A 14,938-nucleotide genomic window follows, 5' to 3' on the forward strand; every position below is an offset into this window, starting at 1 on the left:
CCTGCTGAAAACGCTTGAAAAAGGCGCTATTGCACGCCTTCGAGCAGGCCGAGCGCGATGGCGCGGCGCACCGCGTGCTTGCGCGAACTGGCGTCGAGCTTGCCGAAGAGATTCTTCAGATGCCACTTGACGGTGCCCTCGCCGACCGCCGCCGCGAGCGCGATTTCCTTGTTGCTCAAGGTGCGCGCGAGCAGTTCGAGAATCTCGCGCTCCTTCGGCGTGAGGATCACGCTCGGCAACGCGCGCGGCCCGCCTTCGCCCGAACGCGGCGGCACGCGCACGACATGCGGCGGCACGACCGGCCGCTCGCCGGCATCCACGCCGCCCGCTTCGCTCACGCGCCGCGCCCAGTCGGCGAGACCGGGATGCGCGTCGATCAACACGCGCCCGAGGTGATACGTGCGCGCGAGGTTCAGCGCTTCGAGAAACGGCGCGTGGCCGTCGCCCGTCGCGCGTTCCTGGGCGAACGCGCGCAACGCCATCAGCTCGATGCGCTCGCGTCCGCGCTTCATCGTCGCGGCGATCTGTTCCGCGCGCGCGAGCGGTTCGACCGCAGCCGGCCAGTCCTGACGCGCGAGCGCCGCGCCGCCGTGCGCCATCGTCTGCAGCATCTGCACGGAGCGGCTCCAGATCGGCCCGCGCGTGGCGATGTGTTCATCGACGATCGCGTCGATACGCTCGACGAGCGCATCGCAGGTCTGCGCGCGATAGCGTCCCGCATGCGCGCTCACCTGCTCCGCGAGGCTCGTCACGCAAAGACGCGGCAGATTGCGCGCGACGCCCATCGCGTAAAGCATTTCGAGCAGATCGAGCGCGCGATGCTCGTCGCCGCGCAACGCCGCGATGCGCGCCGCCGTGCGATACGCGAGCACGACGGTCTCCGGCAACGCCGCGCGTTCGAGCACGTCGAGACGGTTGGCGAGCAGCGCGGCGGCCTCGTCGATGCGATCGTCCTCATACGCGATCGACGCGCACGTCGCCGCGAACATGCACGTCAGCGGATGACGCCGCCCGAGGTCTTCTTCGGCGCTCGCGAGCGCGGGCAGCAGGACGCTTTCGGCGAGCTTCACCTGTCCTTCCTGAAGCCACGTCAGGCCGACCATGTGATCGCCCCAGCGCACGACATAGCCGAGCCCCTTGCCGATCTGCGCGCGCGTCACCGCCTGTTGCAGACGCCGCGCCTGCGCCGGCTCGCCGAGCAGCATCGCGCGGGCGGCGAGGCGGTTCGCATGCGACTGCGCGAGCCACGAGTCCTTGGGCGGCGGCGTCTGCGCCCACGGCTCGAAAAGCGTCAGGAAGCGGTCGGGATCGTCGGCGTACCACGCGGCCGCGCTCAGGATCAACGCGCATTCGTAACGCAAGGCGTCGTCCGCACCCGGCGATGCAAGCACGCGCTCGACCTGACGCTGCGCCTCGTGATGACGTTCGCCCAGCGCGAGCGCCCACGCGACCGCCAGACACAGGCGCGGACGCTTTTCCAGTTCGGCTTCCGGCAGACGTTCCAGCCACTCGAGCACGGTGCCGAGCTGGCCTTGCTTCACGGCGTCGTGCAGCGACTGCTCCGCGAGTTCGTACGCATGTTCGCGCTCGCCCGCCGCATGCGCGTGGCGCGCCGCCTGTTCGAGCATGCCGCGCGCGCCGAGCCAGCGCGCCGCGCGCCGATGCAGTTCCGCGCGCGCATCGTCCGCGAGCGCGGCAAAGCGCGTCTGCAGCACGTCGCGCACGAGCGGATGCAGGCGGCACCAGTCGCTCTCCTCCGCCGTCACGAAGACGGGCGTATCGCGCGTGAGACGTGCGAGGCGTTGCGGCGCGTCGGCGTCGCCGGTCAGGGCTTCGCACAAGTCGGGATGCAGCACGTCCACGACGCTGATGTCGACGAGCAGGCGTTCATCGGCGGATGACAGCTCGCTCAACAGCGCCGCGACGAGCGGTTCGCGCAAGCCGCGCGGGCCCGCCGCGAGATTGTCGAGCGCCGTGCGCGGGTCCTGCGCGCGCGCCATCGCGGTGAGCGCGAGTTGCAGGCCGAGCGGCCAGCCGCCGGTGATTTCGAAGAGGCGCGCGGCGGCATCGGCGTCGACGCGCGCGCCGAAACGCTGCGTGACGAGCGCGATGGTTTCATCGACGCGAAAACGCAGCGCGTCCGGCGCGACGAGTTCGGCCTGTCCGTAGGCGAGCAGTTCCGCCGCGGGCTTGTCGAGCCCCTGCCGCCCCGCCGCGACGATGCGCAGATTCTGCGGCGCGTTGTGCATCACGTAATCGAGCAGTTGCGCGCCGGGTTCCGGCAGACGATCGGCCTCGTCGACGATCAGCACGACATCGAGCGATAGCTGCGCAAGCTCGGCCAGCCACGCGGTGGCGAGATCGAACGCGCCGGCGGGCACGCCCGGATTTTCCGCGATGAGACGCCCGAACGAGGGCCGCGCGCAGCATGTCCGGATCGCGTGGACGAGCGCGCGCAGGAAGCGCTCCGCGTCGTCGCGATCGTCGGCGAGCAGCCACGCGACCGCCGCGCCGTGCGCCAGAAACTCGCGCCGCCATTGCGCGAGCAGCGACGTCTTGCCGTAACCCGCGCCGGCCTGCACGAGCACGATCTGGCTGCGTGCGGTGTCGGCGTTCAAACGGGCGCGCGCGAGCAGCCCGGACGGCGCGCGCGGCGCCATCGTCTTCAGAACGAGCTCGGTGGATGGGGAGTCGGTGGGCATCGGTAATTTTTTGTCTTCCATCTAGGATGGTTCGGATCGCGCGCGTGCGTCAAGCCCCTCCCGCCGCGAGAGGGGCGCTCGCCCGCCGCCCGCACTACGATTCGATCAAACGTGCAATTGAAAACCGAAGGATCACCATGTACCGACATCTGCTCGTGCCCGTCGAGCGCAACGACGCCAGCGTCGAGGCGACTGGCCATGCGGCCGAGCTCGCGCGCTCGCTCGGCGCACGCATCACGTTCGTCAGCCTGCATGCGGGCGCGAGCGACGATGCGGCGCAGCATCGCCGGATCGCGGCCGCCCTCGCCCGCGCCGAAGCCGCCGCTCGCGCGCACGGCGTGCCGGCGACGGTGCTCGGCGTGCAGGGCATCGATTCGGCGGCGGCGAACGATTACGACCTCGTGTGCATCGCGCAAGGCAGCGCGGTGCCGCCCTTGCCGGGCGTGGCCGTGCTGATCGCGCCGAGCGACGCGCGCCCGATGGCCACGAAGGCGGCGGGCGCGCTGCTCGCCGTGCATCGGATGCGCTCGGACGCTTACGACGATGCATTGCGCACTTCGCGACCCGATGCGCGGACGATCGAGCGTCTTCGCGAAACACATCACGAAGAAACCGCGCTGACCACGGCATTGCGCGAGCGCACATCGACGCTTGATGCTGAACTCGACGAACTCGCGCGCCTCGCCGAACGCGAAGCGGCGCTGCTCGCGCGCGTCGCGACATCGATCGCGAATGGCGAGGTCATCGACGACACATTGCTTGCGAGCGCGCGCTTCGCGTGCGAACGCATGGGACGCATCGAAGGCGTCGTGCTGCCGGCCGCGCGCCGCTATCTGCGCGACGCCGACTGGAACGCGCTCGCGCGCTGAACGCCATACAGGAAACAGAGACTCAAGGAGACGAAACAATGGCACATGCAATCCGCTTTCACGAAACCGGCGGTCCGGAAGTGTTGCGCTGGGAAGAAGTCGCCGTGGGCGAACCCGGCCCGTTGGAGGTCCGTCTGCGTCACGAGGCCGTCGGGCTCAATTTCGCGGACACGTATTTCCGCTCGGGCCTCTATCCGGTGCCGCTGCCTTCGGGCATGGGCGTCGAAGCGGCGGGCGTCGTCGAGAAGGTCGGCGCGAACGTCACGCATCTGAAGGAAGGCGATCGCGTGACCTACACTGGTTTCATCAACACGCTCGGCGCGTACAGCACGGAGCGCATCATTTCCGCCGCGCCGCTCGTCAAGCTGCCCGATGCGATCGATTGCACGCGCGCCGCCGCCATGACGATGCGCGGCCTCACCGCCGCCTATCTGATGACGCGCATCCGCCGCTTCGAGCGTGGCGACACGCTGCTCTTGCACGCGGCGGCGGGCGGCGTCGGGCTGATCGTGTCGCAATGGGCGAAGCTGCTCGGCGTGACGGTGATCGGCACGGTATCGAGCAAAGAGAAAGCGCGCGTGGCGCGCGAGCATGGCGTGGCGCACACGATCGACTACAGCCGCGAGGACGTGGCCGCGCGCGTGCGCGAACTGACCGATGGCAAGGGCGTGAACGCGGTATTCGACAGCGTCGGCAAGACCACTTTCAACGCATCGCTCGATTCGCTCGCGCGCCGCGGTCTGATGGTGTGCGTCGGCACCGCATCGGGTCCGATTCCGCCGTTCGATCCGCAATTGCTCGCGATGAAAGGCTCGCTCTATCTGACGCGCCCGGCGCTCGCGGATTACATCGCCGATCCGGCCGAGAAGAATGCGCTCGCCGCCGAACTCTTCGATCACGTCGCGAGCGGGCGCATTCGCATCGAGATCAACCAGCGCTATGCACTGCGCGACGCGGCGGACGCTCATCGCGATCTCGAAGCGCGCAAGACCACGGGTTCGTCCGTGTTCGTCGTCTGAGGAGACATTCATGCGTATCGAACAACTTACTTGCGCGATCGGCGCGGAACTCACCGACGTCAATCTCGCCGACGCCATTCACGACGACGCCCTCTTCGCCGAAATCCGCGCCGCGTTGCTCGCGCATCGCGTGCTTTTTCTGCGCGATCAGGAAATCACGCGCGCGGAGCACGTCGCGTTCGCGCGGCGCTTCGGCGAACTGGAGGATCATCCGGTCGCGGGAAGCGATCCGGACCATCCGGGGCTCGTGCGCATCTACAAGTCGCCCGATCAGCCGAACGACCGCTACGAAAACGCGTGGCACACGGACGCGACCTGGCGCGTCGCGCCGCCCTTCGGCTGCGTGCTGCGCTGCGTGGAAACGCCGCCCGTCGGCGGCGACACGATGTGGGCGAACATGGTGCTCGCGTATGAGAAGCTGCCCGCGCACGTCAAGGAACAGATCGCGGATTTGCGCGCGCGGCACAGCATCGAGGCGAGTTTCGGTGCGGCGATGCCTATCGAGAAACGCCTCGCGCTGAAGGCGCAGTTTCCCGATGCCGAGCATCCCGTCGTGCGCACGCATCCGGAAACGGGCGAGAAGGTGCTGTTCGTCAACGCCTTCGCGACGCACTTCACCAACTATCACACGCCGGAGCGCGTGCGCTTCGGGCAGGACGCGAATCCCGGCGCGGGGCAGTTGCTCGCGTATCTGCTGAGCCAGGCGTATATCCCGGAATATCAGGTGCGCTGGCGCTGGAAGAAGAACAGCATCGCCATCTGGGACAACCGCAGCACGCAGCATTACGCGGTGATGGACTATCCGCCGTGTCATCGCAAGATGGAGCGCGCGGGGATCATCGGCGACGTGCCCTTCTGATGGATCGACGCATGAACGCACCGACGATACTCATGGTCCCCGGCCTGCGCGATCACGTCGAGGACCACTGGCAGACGCATTACGCCAACGCGCATGACAACGTGCGTACCGTGCCGCCGCTGCAACGCGACAAGCTCGATCGGAGCGCGCGGGTCGCCGCGCTCGACGCGGCGCTCGCGCAGATCGACGGACCGGTCGTGCTCGTCGCGCACAGCGCCGGCGTGATGATTTCCGTGCACTGGGCGCAGCGGCATCGTCGCGAGATTCAGGGCGCGCTCTTCGTCACGCCGCCCGATTTCGATTCGCCGCTGCCGGAAGGCTATCCGTCAGTCGATGAACTCGAGCTGCACGGATGGCTGCCCACGCCGCGCGAACGCCTGCCGTTTCCGTGCGTCGTCGCGGCGAGCCATGACGATCCGCTCGCGCGCTTCGAACGCGTCGCCGGCATGGCGCACGACTGGGGCGCGCGGCTCGCCGATCTCGGCCGAGTCGGGCACATGAATCCGGCGTCGGGATTCGGCCTCTGGCGCGACGCCGGGCGATACATCGCGGAGATCACCGAGCGTTAAGCCGACAAGCTCGCGAGGATATTCGCCGCTGCCCGCGCCGCCACTTCGCAGCCGAGCACGATGTGCGACTCCGCCGTGTCCTCGATGAAATCGTGACTCACTCCGCCGATGCTCGGCACGAACAGCATGCACGCCGGCACATGATGCGCGATCACCTGCGCATCGTGCGACGCGCCGCTCGGCATGCGTTCCCACTGACCCGGCGCGAGCGCTTCGGCGGCCTCCGCGATATGCGCCTGCAAGGCGGCGTCCATCACGACGGGCGCTTCGGGCGGCTCGCTGTCCGTCATCGCGACACCGATTTTCCCTTCTGCATTGAAGTCGCGGATCAGCGCGGCGAGCGCGGCTTCCATCGCGCGCAAACGCTCCGCGCTGGCGTCGCGGAATTGCAGATACATGTCCGCCGCGCCCGGCACCACGCTGAACGAACCCGGATCGAGCTCGATGCGCCCGACGGTCCAGACGGTATCGGCATCGGCGATTGCGCGAAACGCTTCGTCCATGCGCGCGATGAACGCAACGAGCGCCGCGCCCGCATCGCGCCGGATCGACATCGGCGTCGTGCCCGCGTGATTGCGCTGCCCGGTGAAGCGCAGCTTCAGCTCGCGTATGCCGACGATCGTCGTCACCACGCCGATCGACTTGCCGTGCGCCTCCAGCCGTCCGCCCTGCTCGATGTGCGGTTCCAGATACGCCTTGTGCCGCGCCCTGTCGATACGCACGCGCGCCGCGCCGATGAGTCCGGCTTGCGCGAGCGCATCGCCGAGCAGGACGCCTTCGCGATTGCGCGCGTGGCGCAGGGCTTCATCGACGGCTTCGCCGACGAAACTGCGGCTGCCGAGAAAGCCCGAGAACGTGCCTTCCTCGTCGATCCACGATGCGACGTCCACCGCGAAATGACGCGTCGTTTCGCATTCGGCGAGCGCCCGCGCGATTTCGAGGCCGTAAATGACGCCGAGCGCGCCGTCGAGCCAGCCGCCGGTCGGTTGCGTGTCGGTGTGCGAGCCGATCAAAAGCGCCGGGCCCGCGTTGCGCGAGCGGCCGAACACGGTGCCGACGCCGTCGATCGTCGCGGCGAGTCCCGCTTCGTTCATGCGGCCCGCGAGCCAGCGGCGCGCGTCCATATCGACCGATGACAGCGAGAGGCGCACGACGCCCGGACCGGTTGCGCCGAACGTGCGCAGATGACGGAGGTCGTCGAGCAGGCGGGCGGGATTGATCTTCAGCACTGTTTGTCCTCGATGTAGTCGTTACGTTTGAGTGCGCGCCTCGCGCCGCACTTCCTGCGGCGGCACGCCGAAGCCGCGCATGAATGCTTCGCGCATGTGACGGCGGTCCCTGAAGCCCGTTTCCTGCGCGATCGTTTCGAGCGAATGCCGGCTTTTCTCGATCATCAGACGCGCCGCTTCGAGCCGCAATCCTTCGATGGCTTTCGCCGGCGACTGCCCCGTCTCCAGCGTGAAGACGCGGCTGAACTGACGCGGGCTCAGATGCGCCTCGCCCGCGAGCTCCTCGACCGTCAGCGGCCGGTTCAGATTCTTGCGCGCATAGTTCAGCGCATTCTGGATGCGATCGGACTTCGGCGCGAGATCGAGCATTTCCGAATGCTGCGACTGCCCGCCCGCGCGACGCTGATGCATGACGAGCTTGTGCGCGACCGAACGGGCGATATCGGCGCCGAGATCCTTCTCGACCATCGCGAGCGCGAGATCGAGCCCCGCGGTCATGCCCGCCGACGTCCAGACCGGGCCATCGACAATGAAGATGCGGTCTTCTTCCACTTGCACATCGGGATAGAGCCGCTGCATGTCGCGCGCGTAGGCCCAATGCGTGGTCGCGCGGCGATTCGCGAGCAGGCCCGCTCCGGCCAGCACGAATGCGCCCGTGCAGATGCCCGCGATACGCCGCGTGCGCTTCGCCGCGCGGCGCAGGAACGCGAACACGTCGGCGGGCGGCGCGATCGTGAGCGGCGTGGTGACGCCGACGGCGATCCAGGTGTCCATCTGCGTGCGCGCGGTGATCGCTCGCGTGTCGATCTTCATGCCGAGCGACGAGCGCACTTCGCCGCCCGCCGTCGAATAATTTTCGATGCCGTAGAACGCCTCGCCCGATACGTCGTTCGCCATTTCGAAAACCGTCTGCGAGGCGAGCGCCATGATCTGGAAGCCGTCGCTCAATAAATAGCCGATGCGGTGCATGTCGTTTTCCTGCCGCGCGATGTCACGAATCACTACCCTATACGTCATTTGCGTCACGGTCAAATCCGGCCAGAATTCACTCACGCAATCAACCACTTGTTTTCTGACGGAGTGAAACATGACGCAGACACACCTCGGCACCGCGCTCGTCACGGGCGCGTCTTCCGGAATCGGCGCGGTCTATGCGGAGCGCCTCGCGCGGCGCGGCTACGACCTCATTCTCGTCGCGCGCAATCGCGACAAGCTCGCGGCGCTCGCCGAACGCATCACGAACGAGACGCGCCGCAGCGTCGAGATTCTCGATGCCGATCTGAACGACCGCAGCGCGCTCGCCACTGTCGAAGCGAAGCTGAAGAATGACGCGAGCATCACGCTGCTCGTGAACAACGCGGGCATCGGCACGCATACGCCTTTGCTCGACAGCGACGTCGACGCGATGACGCGCATGATCGATCTCAACGTGACCGCGCTCACGCGCCTCGCTTACGCGGCGGTGCCCGGCTTCGTCGCGCGAGGCCGTGGCGCGATCATCAACATTGCGTCGATCGTCAGCATTGCGCCGGAGATCCTCAACGGCGTGTATGGCGGCACCAAGGCGTTCGTGCTCGCGTTCAGCCAGTCGCTGCATCGCGAACTGGCGGGCAAGGGCGTGCGCGTGCAGGCCGTGCTGCCCGGCGCGACGGCCACCGACTTCTGGGAAACGGGCGGCCTGCCGATCGAGAATCTCGACAAGGCGATCGTGATGTCGGCGGGCGATATGGTCGATGCGGCGCTCGTCGGCTTCGATCGCGATGAGCTCGTGACGATTCCGTCGCTGCACGACGGCGCGAAGTGGGACGCGTACGAAGCGGCGCGGCAGGCGATGGCGCCGGAGTTGTCGGCGAACAAGCCGGCTGCACGGTATGTATCGGGCGCTTCAAGCCTTTCGTGACGCGGAATCCGCTCGCCGTGGCGCGAAGCACATGACGAGCGGTATCAGCGCGAGCGCGGCGCCGGTGTAGAAGGTCGCCGGCGCGCCATGGCGATCCCAGATCCATCCGGCGATCGCACTCGCCAGCACCATGCAGACGCCGCTCGCGAGATTGAACACGCCGAATGCGGTACCGCGCAGGGAAGGCGGCGCGGATTCGGCGACCATCGCCGCGAGAATGCCTTGCGTGAAGCCCATGTGCAGTCCCCACAAGGCGACGCCCGCGAACAGCGTGAGCATCGACGATCCCGCGCCGAGCAGCACATCGGCCGCGATCAGCAGCGCCAGGCCGCAGGCGAGCAACGCGCGCCGGTCCCATCGATCGGACAGCACGCCCGCCGGATACGCGCTCGCCGAATACGCGAGGCTCATCACGACCATCACGGCGGGAATCCACGCGATATCGAGTCCTGTCTGCTGCGCGCGCAGTACCAAGAACGCCTCGCTGAAGCGCGCGAGCGTGAAGGTCGCGCCGATCGCGACGACATACCAGTAGCGCCCAGAAAACTCGCGCATCGACCGCCAGTGCAGCGGCGAGCGGAAGCTCGCGCCTCGTGCGGACGCGCTTTCCGGCTCACGCACGCCGAACAGAATGATGATGACGGCGATGAACGCCGGCACCGTCGCGAACCAGAGCACCGTGCGGATGTGATCGGAGAACGCGAGCATCAGCACGATGGCGAGCAACGGCCCGGCGAACGCGCCGATCGTGTCCATCGACTGCCGCAGGCCGAAAGCGGCGCCACGGATTTCCGGCGGCGCGACATCCGCGACCAGCGCATCGCGCGGCGCGCCGCGAATGCCCTTGCCGAAGCGATCGACGAGACGCGCGGCCACGACCAGCGCGGGCGTTTCGGCGAGGGGAAATAGCGGCTTTGTCAATGCCGCGAGGCCGTAGCCGAAGAGCAGCAGGCCCTTGCGGCGTCCGAGCCAGTCGCTCAGCGCGCCCGAAAAGACTTTCACGATCATCGCGGTTGCTTCGGCTGCGCCTTCCAGCGCGCCGAGTGCGGTGACGCTCATGCCCATGGTCGTCACGAGGTAGATCGGTAGAAGCGCATGCACCAACTCGGAAGACAGGTCCATGAACAGGCTGACGAGGCCGAGCGCCCAGACGGTGCGGGGGATCGGCGGGCGCGGTGTGGCGAAAGGAGATGGCATGGGCTCGATTCGTGTCATCGATTCGATGTCATCGTGCCAAAGAATGGCCCAGCGTGGCGGTCCGATCGCGCATTCCGCTCGCTCATCCGCCTCACACCGCGCCCGCAAAAAAAATCGCCCCGCTCAAAGCGGGGCGATTTCGTTTCCGGCGAGCGCGCATCGAATCACGTCACCGGCGCCGGATTGAACAACACAAGCGCGTTGTGCAGCTTCAACGCCTCCGCCTTCGTCTGCTTCTTCCCGCTCGCGACATCGAGCATCAGCCGGAACAGTTCCCAGCCCACATCGGCGATGGTCGCCTCGCCCGTCGCGATGGTTCCCGCGTTCACGTCCATCAGATCGTGCCAGCGGCGCGCGAGATCGGAGCGCGTCGCGACCTTCAGCACCGGCACTTCCGCGAGGCTGTACGGCGTGCCGCGCCCCGTCGTGAAGACGTGAAGGTTGATGCCCGCCGCGAGCTGCAGCGTCCCGCAGATGAAATCGCTCGCAGGCGTCGCTGCGTAAATCAGACCCTTCTGCTTCACCTTCTCGCCCGGCGACAGCACGCCCGAAATCGTCGATGACCCCGACTTGACGATGGAACCCATCGCCTTCTCGACGATGTTCGACAGCCCGCCCTTCTTGTTGCCCGGCGTCGTGTTCGCGCTGCGGTCCGCGCCGCCGCGCTTCAGATAATCGTCGTACCACTGCATCTCGCGGATGATCGCCTGGGCCACCTCACGGTTCGCCGCGCGCGCCGTCAGTTGCGCGACGCCGTCACGCACTTCCGTGACCTCCGAGAACATGACGGTCGCGCCCGCGCGCACCAGCAGATCGGTCGCGAAACCGACCGCCGGATTCGCCGTCAGCCCGGAAAACGCATCGCTGCCGCCGCACTGCACGCCGACGACGAGATCCGCCGCCGAACACGTCTCGCGACGGCGATTGTTGAGGCGCTTCAGATGCGTCTCGGCCATCCGCATGATCGACTCGATCATCGAGCCGAAGCCGACGTGCGCCTCGTCCTGCAACACGACCGTGCCGCCGTTGTCGTCGTGCGTGTTGTCGCCGATATCGGCCACGTCTTCCGTTTCCGCCGATGCCGCCGCGATCGGAATCGTGCCCGGCGGCATCAGGCGTTCCGGCTGGAGCTTCTCGCAGCCGAGCGACACCATCATCACTTCGCCGCCGAAGTTCGGATTCAGCGCGATGTTGCGCACCGTGCGGATCGGCACCATCGCGTCGGGCGCGTCGATGGCCACGCCGCAGCCGTATGTGTGACCGAGGCTCACGACGTCATCGACATTCGGATACCGCGGGAGCAGTTCCGCCTTGATGCGCGTCACGGCATGCTGCACGACGTCCGCGACGCATTGCACCGTCGTCGTGATCGCGAGGATGTTGCGCGTGCCGACCGAGCCGTCGGCGTTCCGATAACCCTCGAACGTGAAGCCTTCCAGCGGCGATTCGTCCGGCGCCTTGATCGTCGCAATCGGCAGGTCGTGCAGCTCGGGCGGCGTCGGCATGCGCGTGACGTGCTCGTTGATCCAGCTTCCCTTCGGGAGCGCTTTCGTCGCATAGCCGATCACGACGTTGTAGCGGATGACCGCATCGCCTTCCGCGAGATCCTTCAGCGCGACCTTGTGGCCCTGCGGCACGCGTTCGCGCAGCACGAGGCCATCGGCGAACGTGGCGCCTTCGCCGAGACCGCCGTCGTTCACGACGATCGCGACGTTGTCGTCCGGGTGGACGCGAATATAGAGAGGGGACTGATTCATTCTGACGAATCCTTGAGCAAACATACCGCGCGGCTGCGGTTTGAGTTATGTCATCCTACAACATAGACAGTCACAGTTGGTTAGTATTTACCCGTATCCATTGATTTTGCACGCGTAAATAGATTGTCTGACGTCAGTCTATGTTGTACGATGACTTACGAGATCGGCAATCGGCCGGTCGCCGAACATCGAGACTTCATCACCATGACGACACCGCAAGAACTGAAGCAAATCGTTTCCGAAGGCCTGCTCTCCTTCCCCGTGACGGATTTCGACCAACAAGGCAACTTCCGCGCGAACACGTACGCGGAGCGCCTCGAATGGCTGGCTCCTTACGGTGCTTCAGCGCTGTTCGTCGCGGGCGGCACGGGCGAGTTCTTCTCGCTGACGCAACCCGAATATTCGCAGATCGTGAAGACGGCCACCGAAGTGTGCCGCGGCAAGGTGCCGATCCTCGCCGGCGCGGGCGGCCCGACGCGCACGGCCATCGCCTTTGCGCAGGAAGCGGAGAAGCAAGGCGCGCAAGGCGTTCTGCTGATGCCGCACTATCTGACCGAAGCGTCGCAGGAAGGCATCCGCGCGCACGCCGAGGAAGTCTGCCGCGCCGTGCCGAACATGGGCGTCATCATTTACAACCGCGCGAATTCGAAGCTCAACGCCGACATGCTGGAGCAACTCGCGGATAGCTGCCCGAACCTGATCGGCTTCAAGGACGGCGTCGGCGAAATCGAGAACATGGTGACGATCCGCCGTCGCCTCGGCGACCGCTTCTCGTACTTGGGCGGCCTGCCGACGGCCGAAGTCTACGCAGCCGCGTACAAGGCGCTCGGCGTGCCGGTGTACTCGTCGGCGGTGTTCAACTTCATCCCGAAGACCGCGATGGAGTTCTATCGCGCAATCGCCGCCGACGACCACGCGACCACGGGCCGCCTGATCGACGAATTCTTCCTGCCGTACCTGAAGATCCGCAATCGCCGTGCGGGCTATGCGGTGTCGATCGTCAAGGCGGGCGCGAAACTCGTCGGCCACGATGCGGGCCCGGTGCGCGCGCCGCTGACCGATCTGACCGAAGACGAGCTCGAGCAACTCGACGTGCTCATCAAGAAGCTCGGCGCGCAGTAAAGGCACAGGCAGGAGACGGGCGAAGCGAGGACGCACGACGCCGTGTGACGCTTCGCCGATGAGGGCCGCGCGAGCGGCCCTCCGTGCATCTCGCACGTACGGAAAGAAAGGGGAAGTCCATGTCGATGAGCCGCACCGCGAATCCCGCGGACGTCATGAAGCGCACCAAGGTGCGCTATCTCATTCTGTTGCTGATCTTCGTGATCACGACGTTCAACTATGCGGACCGCGCGACCTTGTCGGTGACGGGCTCCGCGATGCGCGCCGAATTCGGTTTCGACGCGATCCGCATGGGCTACATCTTCTCGGCCTTCAGCTGGGCGTATGTGCTCTCGCAAGTGCCCGCGGGCTGGCTGCTGGATCGCTTCGGCGCGCGGCGCGTGTATGCGGCGAGCATTTTCCTGTGGTCGCTGTTCACGTTGCTGCAAAGTTCGATCGGCCTGCTCGGCAGCGCGGCGACCGCCGTGACCGCCCTCTTCGTGCTGCGCTTCGCGATGGGCGCGGCGGAAGCGCCCGCGTTTCCGGCCAATGCGAAGGTCGTCGCGAGCTGGTTCCCGACGAAAGAACGCGGCACGGCATCGGCGATCTTCAACTCGGCGCAGTACTTCGCGGCCGTCGTTTTTACGCCGTTGATGGCGTGGCTCACGCATGCTTTCGGCTGGCATCACGTCTATATCGTGATGGGCGTTGCGGGTCTCGCGCTCGCGCTGACGTGGCTCGCCGTGATGAAGAATCCGGCGGATCATCCGCGCGTGAACCGGCAGGAGCTGGAGTACATCGAGGAAGGCGGCGGTCTCGTGCGCGGTCATCAGCGCGCGGGCGGCGTGGCGCGTGGCACGTCCCACAGCGTGGGCTGGCCCGTCGTCAAGCAGTTGCTGACCAACCGGATGCTGCTCGGCGTGTATCTCGCGCAGTACTGCATCAACGTGTTGACGTACTTCTTCCTGACGTGGTTCCCGATCTATCTCGTGCAGGCGCGTCACATGACGATTCTGCAGGCAGGCTTCGTCGCGTCACTGCCGGCGATCTGCGGGTTCACGGGCGGCGTGCTGGGCGGCGTGATCTCCGATGGCCTCATCCGTCGCGGCAAGTCGCTCACTTTCGCGCGCAAGGTGCCGATCGTCGGCGGCATGCTGCTGTCGTCGTGCATCATCGGCTGCAATTACGTCGACACGGACTGGATCGTCGTCGCGCTGATGTCGCTGGCGTTCTTCGGCAAGGGCATCGGTGCTTTGGGATGGGCCGTGGTCGCGGATACGTCGCCGAAGGAAGCCATCGGGCTTTCGGGATCGATCTTCAACATGTTCGGCAATGTCGCGGGCATCGTGACGCCGATCGTCATCGGCTATCTCGTCGCGCAGTCGGGCTCGTTCAATGGCGCGCTGGCGTTCGTCGGGATCAATGCGCTGATCACGGTGTTCAGCTATCTCGTGGTCGTGAAGGACATCAAGCGGGTGGAGTTGAGGGTCTGATTGGCTCGGCTGGTGGGTGAAAATGTATTCCGGTTCGAAATGCGTGCGGATCAGAGCACCCTGCCCTCGTTAAGAAGCCGCACCCAACTGGTTTAAAAAGCCCTCAGTCTCGAGTGAACTGACCCCGCAAAGTTGGACAGTTTTGGGCTAGGCCGCTAAGGGCTGTTGAACCGCTTGGATTTCTTGGACAGTGCCGAGCGTTAGTGTTCGGTCTTTCATGAGCCTTCGGCCGTGGGCCGGAGG

12 protein-coding genes are annotated in these 14,938 nt (G+C 66.4%); 7 read left to right on the plus strand and 5 right to left on the minus strand.

Annotated elements, in window-relative coordinates; genetic code table 11:
* Positions 1-26 precede the first annotated feature (26 nt).
* The gene (locus NCS03_RS22525; protein WP_008348523.1) at positions 27-2,702 is read right to left on the minus strand and encodes a winged helix-turn-helix domain-containing protein; all 2,676 of its coding nucleotides are present in this window, start codon (positions 2,700-2,702) and stop codon (positions 27-29) included.
* Between the two features lie 137 nt (positions 2,703-2,839).
* Here NCS03_RS22525 and NCS03_RS22530 point away from each other — a divergent pair, with 137 nt between their 5' ends.
* Genes NCS03_RS22530 through NCS03_RS22545 form a run of 4 tightly spaced genes read left to right on the plus strand, consistent with a single transcriptional unit; the run spans position 2,840 to position 6,018 of the window.
* Positions 2,840-3,571 carry a universal stress protein gene (locus NCS03_RS22530; protein WP_250529821.1) on the plus strand — a complete coding sequence of 244 codons (732 nt, stop codon included), beginning with the start codon at positions 2,840-2,842 and terminating at the stop codon, positions 3,569-3,571.
* Positions 3,572-3,609: 38 nt separating this feature from the next.
* Positions 3,610-4,590 (plus strand): quinone oxidoreductase family protein, encoded by a 981-nt coding sequence (locus NCS03_RS22535; protein WP_250529822.1) that lies wholly within the window; start codon positions 3,610-3,612, stop codon positions 4,588-4,590.
* 10 nt (positions 4,591-4,600) lie between these two features.
* Positions 4,601-5,449, plus strand: coding sequence for a TauD/TfdA dioxygenase family protein (locus NCS03_RS22540; RefSeq protein WP_008348529.1), 849 nt, complete (start codon positions 4,601-4,603; stop codon positions 5,447-5,449).
* An 11-nt stretch (positions 5,450-5,460) separates the two neighbouring features.
* A complete protein-coding gene (locus tag NCS03_RS22545) occupies positions 5,461-6,018 on the plus strand; it encodes an RBBP9/YdeN family alpha/beta hydrolase (RefSeq protein WP_175981198.1) in 558 nt (185 codons plus the stop codon).
* On the opposite strand, the gene NCS03_RS22550 is transcribed toward NCS03_RS22545, so the two are convergent.
* Together NCS03_RS22550 and NCS03_RS22555 are read right to left on the minus strand one after the other, a co-directional pair.
* Positions 6,015-7,247: a Zn-dependent hydrolase gene (locus NCS03_RS22550; protein ID WP_175981200.1), complete on the minus strand. Its 1,233-nt coding sequence runs from the start codon at positions 7,245-7,247 to the stop codon at positions 6,015-6,017. The genes NCS03_RS22545 and NCS03_RS22550 overlap by 4 nt on opposite strands.
* Positions 7,248-7,268: 21 nt before the next feature.
* Entirely contained in the window at positions 7,269-8,216 is a 948-nt protein-coding gene (locus tag NCS03_RS22555) for a GlxA family transcriptional regulator (RefSeq protein ID WP_250436924.1), read from the minus strand.
* A 118-nt stretch (positions 8,217-8,334) separates the two neighbouring features.
* Here NCS03_RS22555 and NCS03_RS22560 point away from each other — a divergent pair, with 118 nt between their 5' ends.
* Complete coding sequence (locus NCS03_RS22560) at positions 8,335-9,147, plus strand: SDR family NAD(P)-dependent oxidoreductase (RefSeq protein ID WP_008348538.1); 813 nt, start codon at positions 8,335-8,337, stop codon at positions 9,145-9,147.
* Here the strand turns inward: NCS03_RS22560 and NCS03_RS22565 are convergent.
* Both NCS03_RS22565 and garD read right to left on the minus strand, forming a co-directional pair.
* Entirely contained in the window at positions 9,133-10,344 is a 1,212-nt protein-coding gene (locus NCS03_RS22565) for an MFS transporter (protein ID WP_250529823.1), read from the minus strand. The two genes, NCS03_RS22560 and NCS03_RS22565, sit on opposite strands and share 15 nt — an antisense overlap.
* A gap of 164 nt (positions 10,345-10,508) precedes the next feature.
* Positions 10,509-12,101: a galactarate dehydratase gene (gene garD / locus NCS03_RS22570; RefSeq protein WP_250436816.1), complete on the minus strand. Its 1,593-nt coding sequence runs from the start codon at positions 12,099-12,101 to the stop codon at positions 10,509-10,511.
* Between the two features lie 204 nt (positions 12,102-12,305).
* Between garD and kdgD the strand changes: the two genes are divergently transcribed.
* Together kdgD and NCS03_RS22580 are read left to right on the plus strand one after the other, a co-directional pair.
* Positions 12,306-13,223, plus strand: coding sequence for a 5-dehydro-4-deoxyglucarate dehydratase (gene kdgD, locus NCS03_RS22575; RefSeq protein WP_008348545.1), 918 nt, complete (start codon positions 12,306-12,308; stop codon positions 13,221-13,223).
* Between the two features lie 119 nt (positions 13,224-13,342).
* Positions 13,343-14,695: an MFS transporter gene (locus NCS03_RS22580; RefSeq protein WP_250529824.1), complete on the plus strand. Its 1,353-nt coding sequence runs from the start codon at positions 13,343-13,345 to the stop codon at positions 14,693-14,695.
* The last annotated feature ends 243 nt before the right edge of the window (positions 14,696-14,938 follow it).

It is taken from the genome of Caballeronia sp. ATUFL_F1_KS4A, from assembly GCF_023630905.1.
Lineage (GTDB): Bacteria > Pseudomonadota > Gammaproteobacteria > Burkholderiales > Burkholderiaceae > Caballeronia > Caballeronia zhejiangensis.

Excerpts from the sequence above, each read along its gene's own strand:
- NCS03_RS22525 (WP_008348523.1), bottom strand. The coding sequence starts at position 2,702 with ATGCCCACCGACTCCCCATCCACCGAGCTCGTTCTGAAGACGATGGCG.
- NCS03_RS22530 (WP_250529821.1), top strand. The coding sequence starts at position 2,840 with ATGTACCGACATCTGCTCGTGCCCGTCGAGCGCAACGACGCCAGCGTC.
- NCS03_RS22535 (WP_250529822.1), top strand. The coding sequence starts at position 3,610 with ATGGCACATGCAATCCGCTTTCACGAAACCGGCGGTCCGGAAGTGTTG.
- NCS03_RS22540 (WP_008348529.1), top strand. The coding sequence starts at position 4,601 with ATGCGTATCGAACAACTTACTTGCGCGATCGGCGCGGAACTCACCGAC.
- NCS03_RS22545 (WP_175981198.1), top strand. The coding sequence starts at position 5,461 with ATGAACGCACCGACGATACTCATGGTCCCCGGCCTGCGCGATCACGTC.
- NCS03_RS22555 (WP_250436924.1), bottom strand. The coding sequence starts at position 8,216 with ATGCACCGCATCGGCTATTTATTGAGCGACGGCTTCCAGATCATGGCG.
- NCS03_RS22560 (WP_008348538.1), top strand. The coding sequence starts at position 8,335 with ATGACGCAGACACACCTCGGCACCGCGCTCGTCACGGGCGCGTCTTCC.
- NCS03_RS22565 (WP_250529823.1), bottom strand. The coding sequence starts at position 10,344 with ATGCCATCTCCTTTCGCCACACCGCGCCCGCCGATCCCCCGCACCGTC.
- garD (WP_250436816.1), bottom strand. The coding sequence starts at position 12,101 with ATGAATCAGTCCCCTCTCTATATTCGCGTCCACCCGGACGACAACGTC.
- kdgD (WP_008348545.1), top strand. The coding sequence starts at position 12,306 with ATGACGACACCGCAAGAACTGAAGCAAATCGTTTCCGAAGGCCTGCTC.
- NCS03_RS22580 (WP_250529824.1), top strand. The coding sequence starts at position 13,343 with ATGTCGATGAGCCGCACCGCGAATCCCGCGGACGTCATGAAGCGCACC.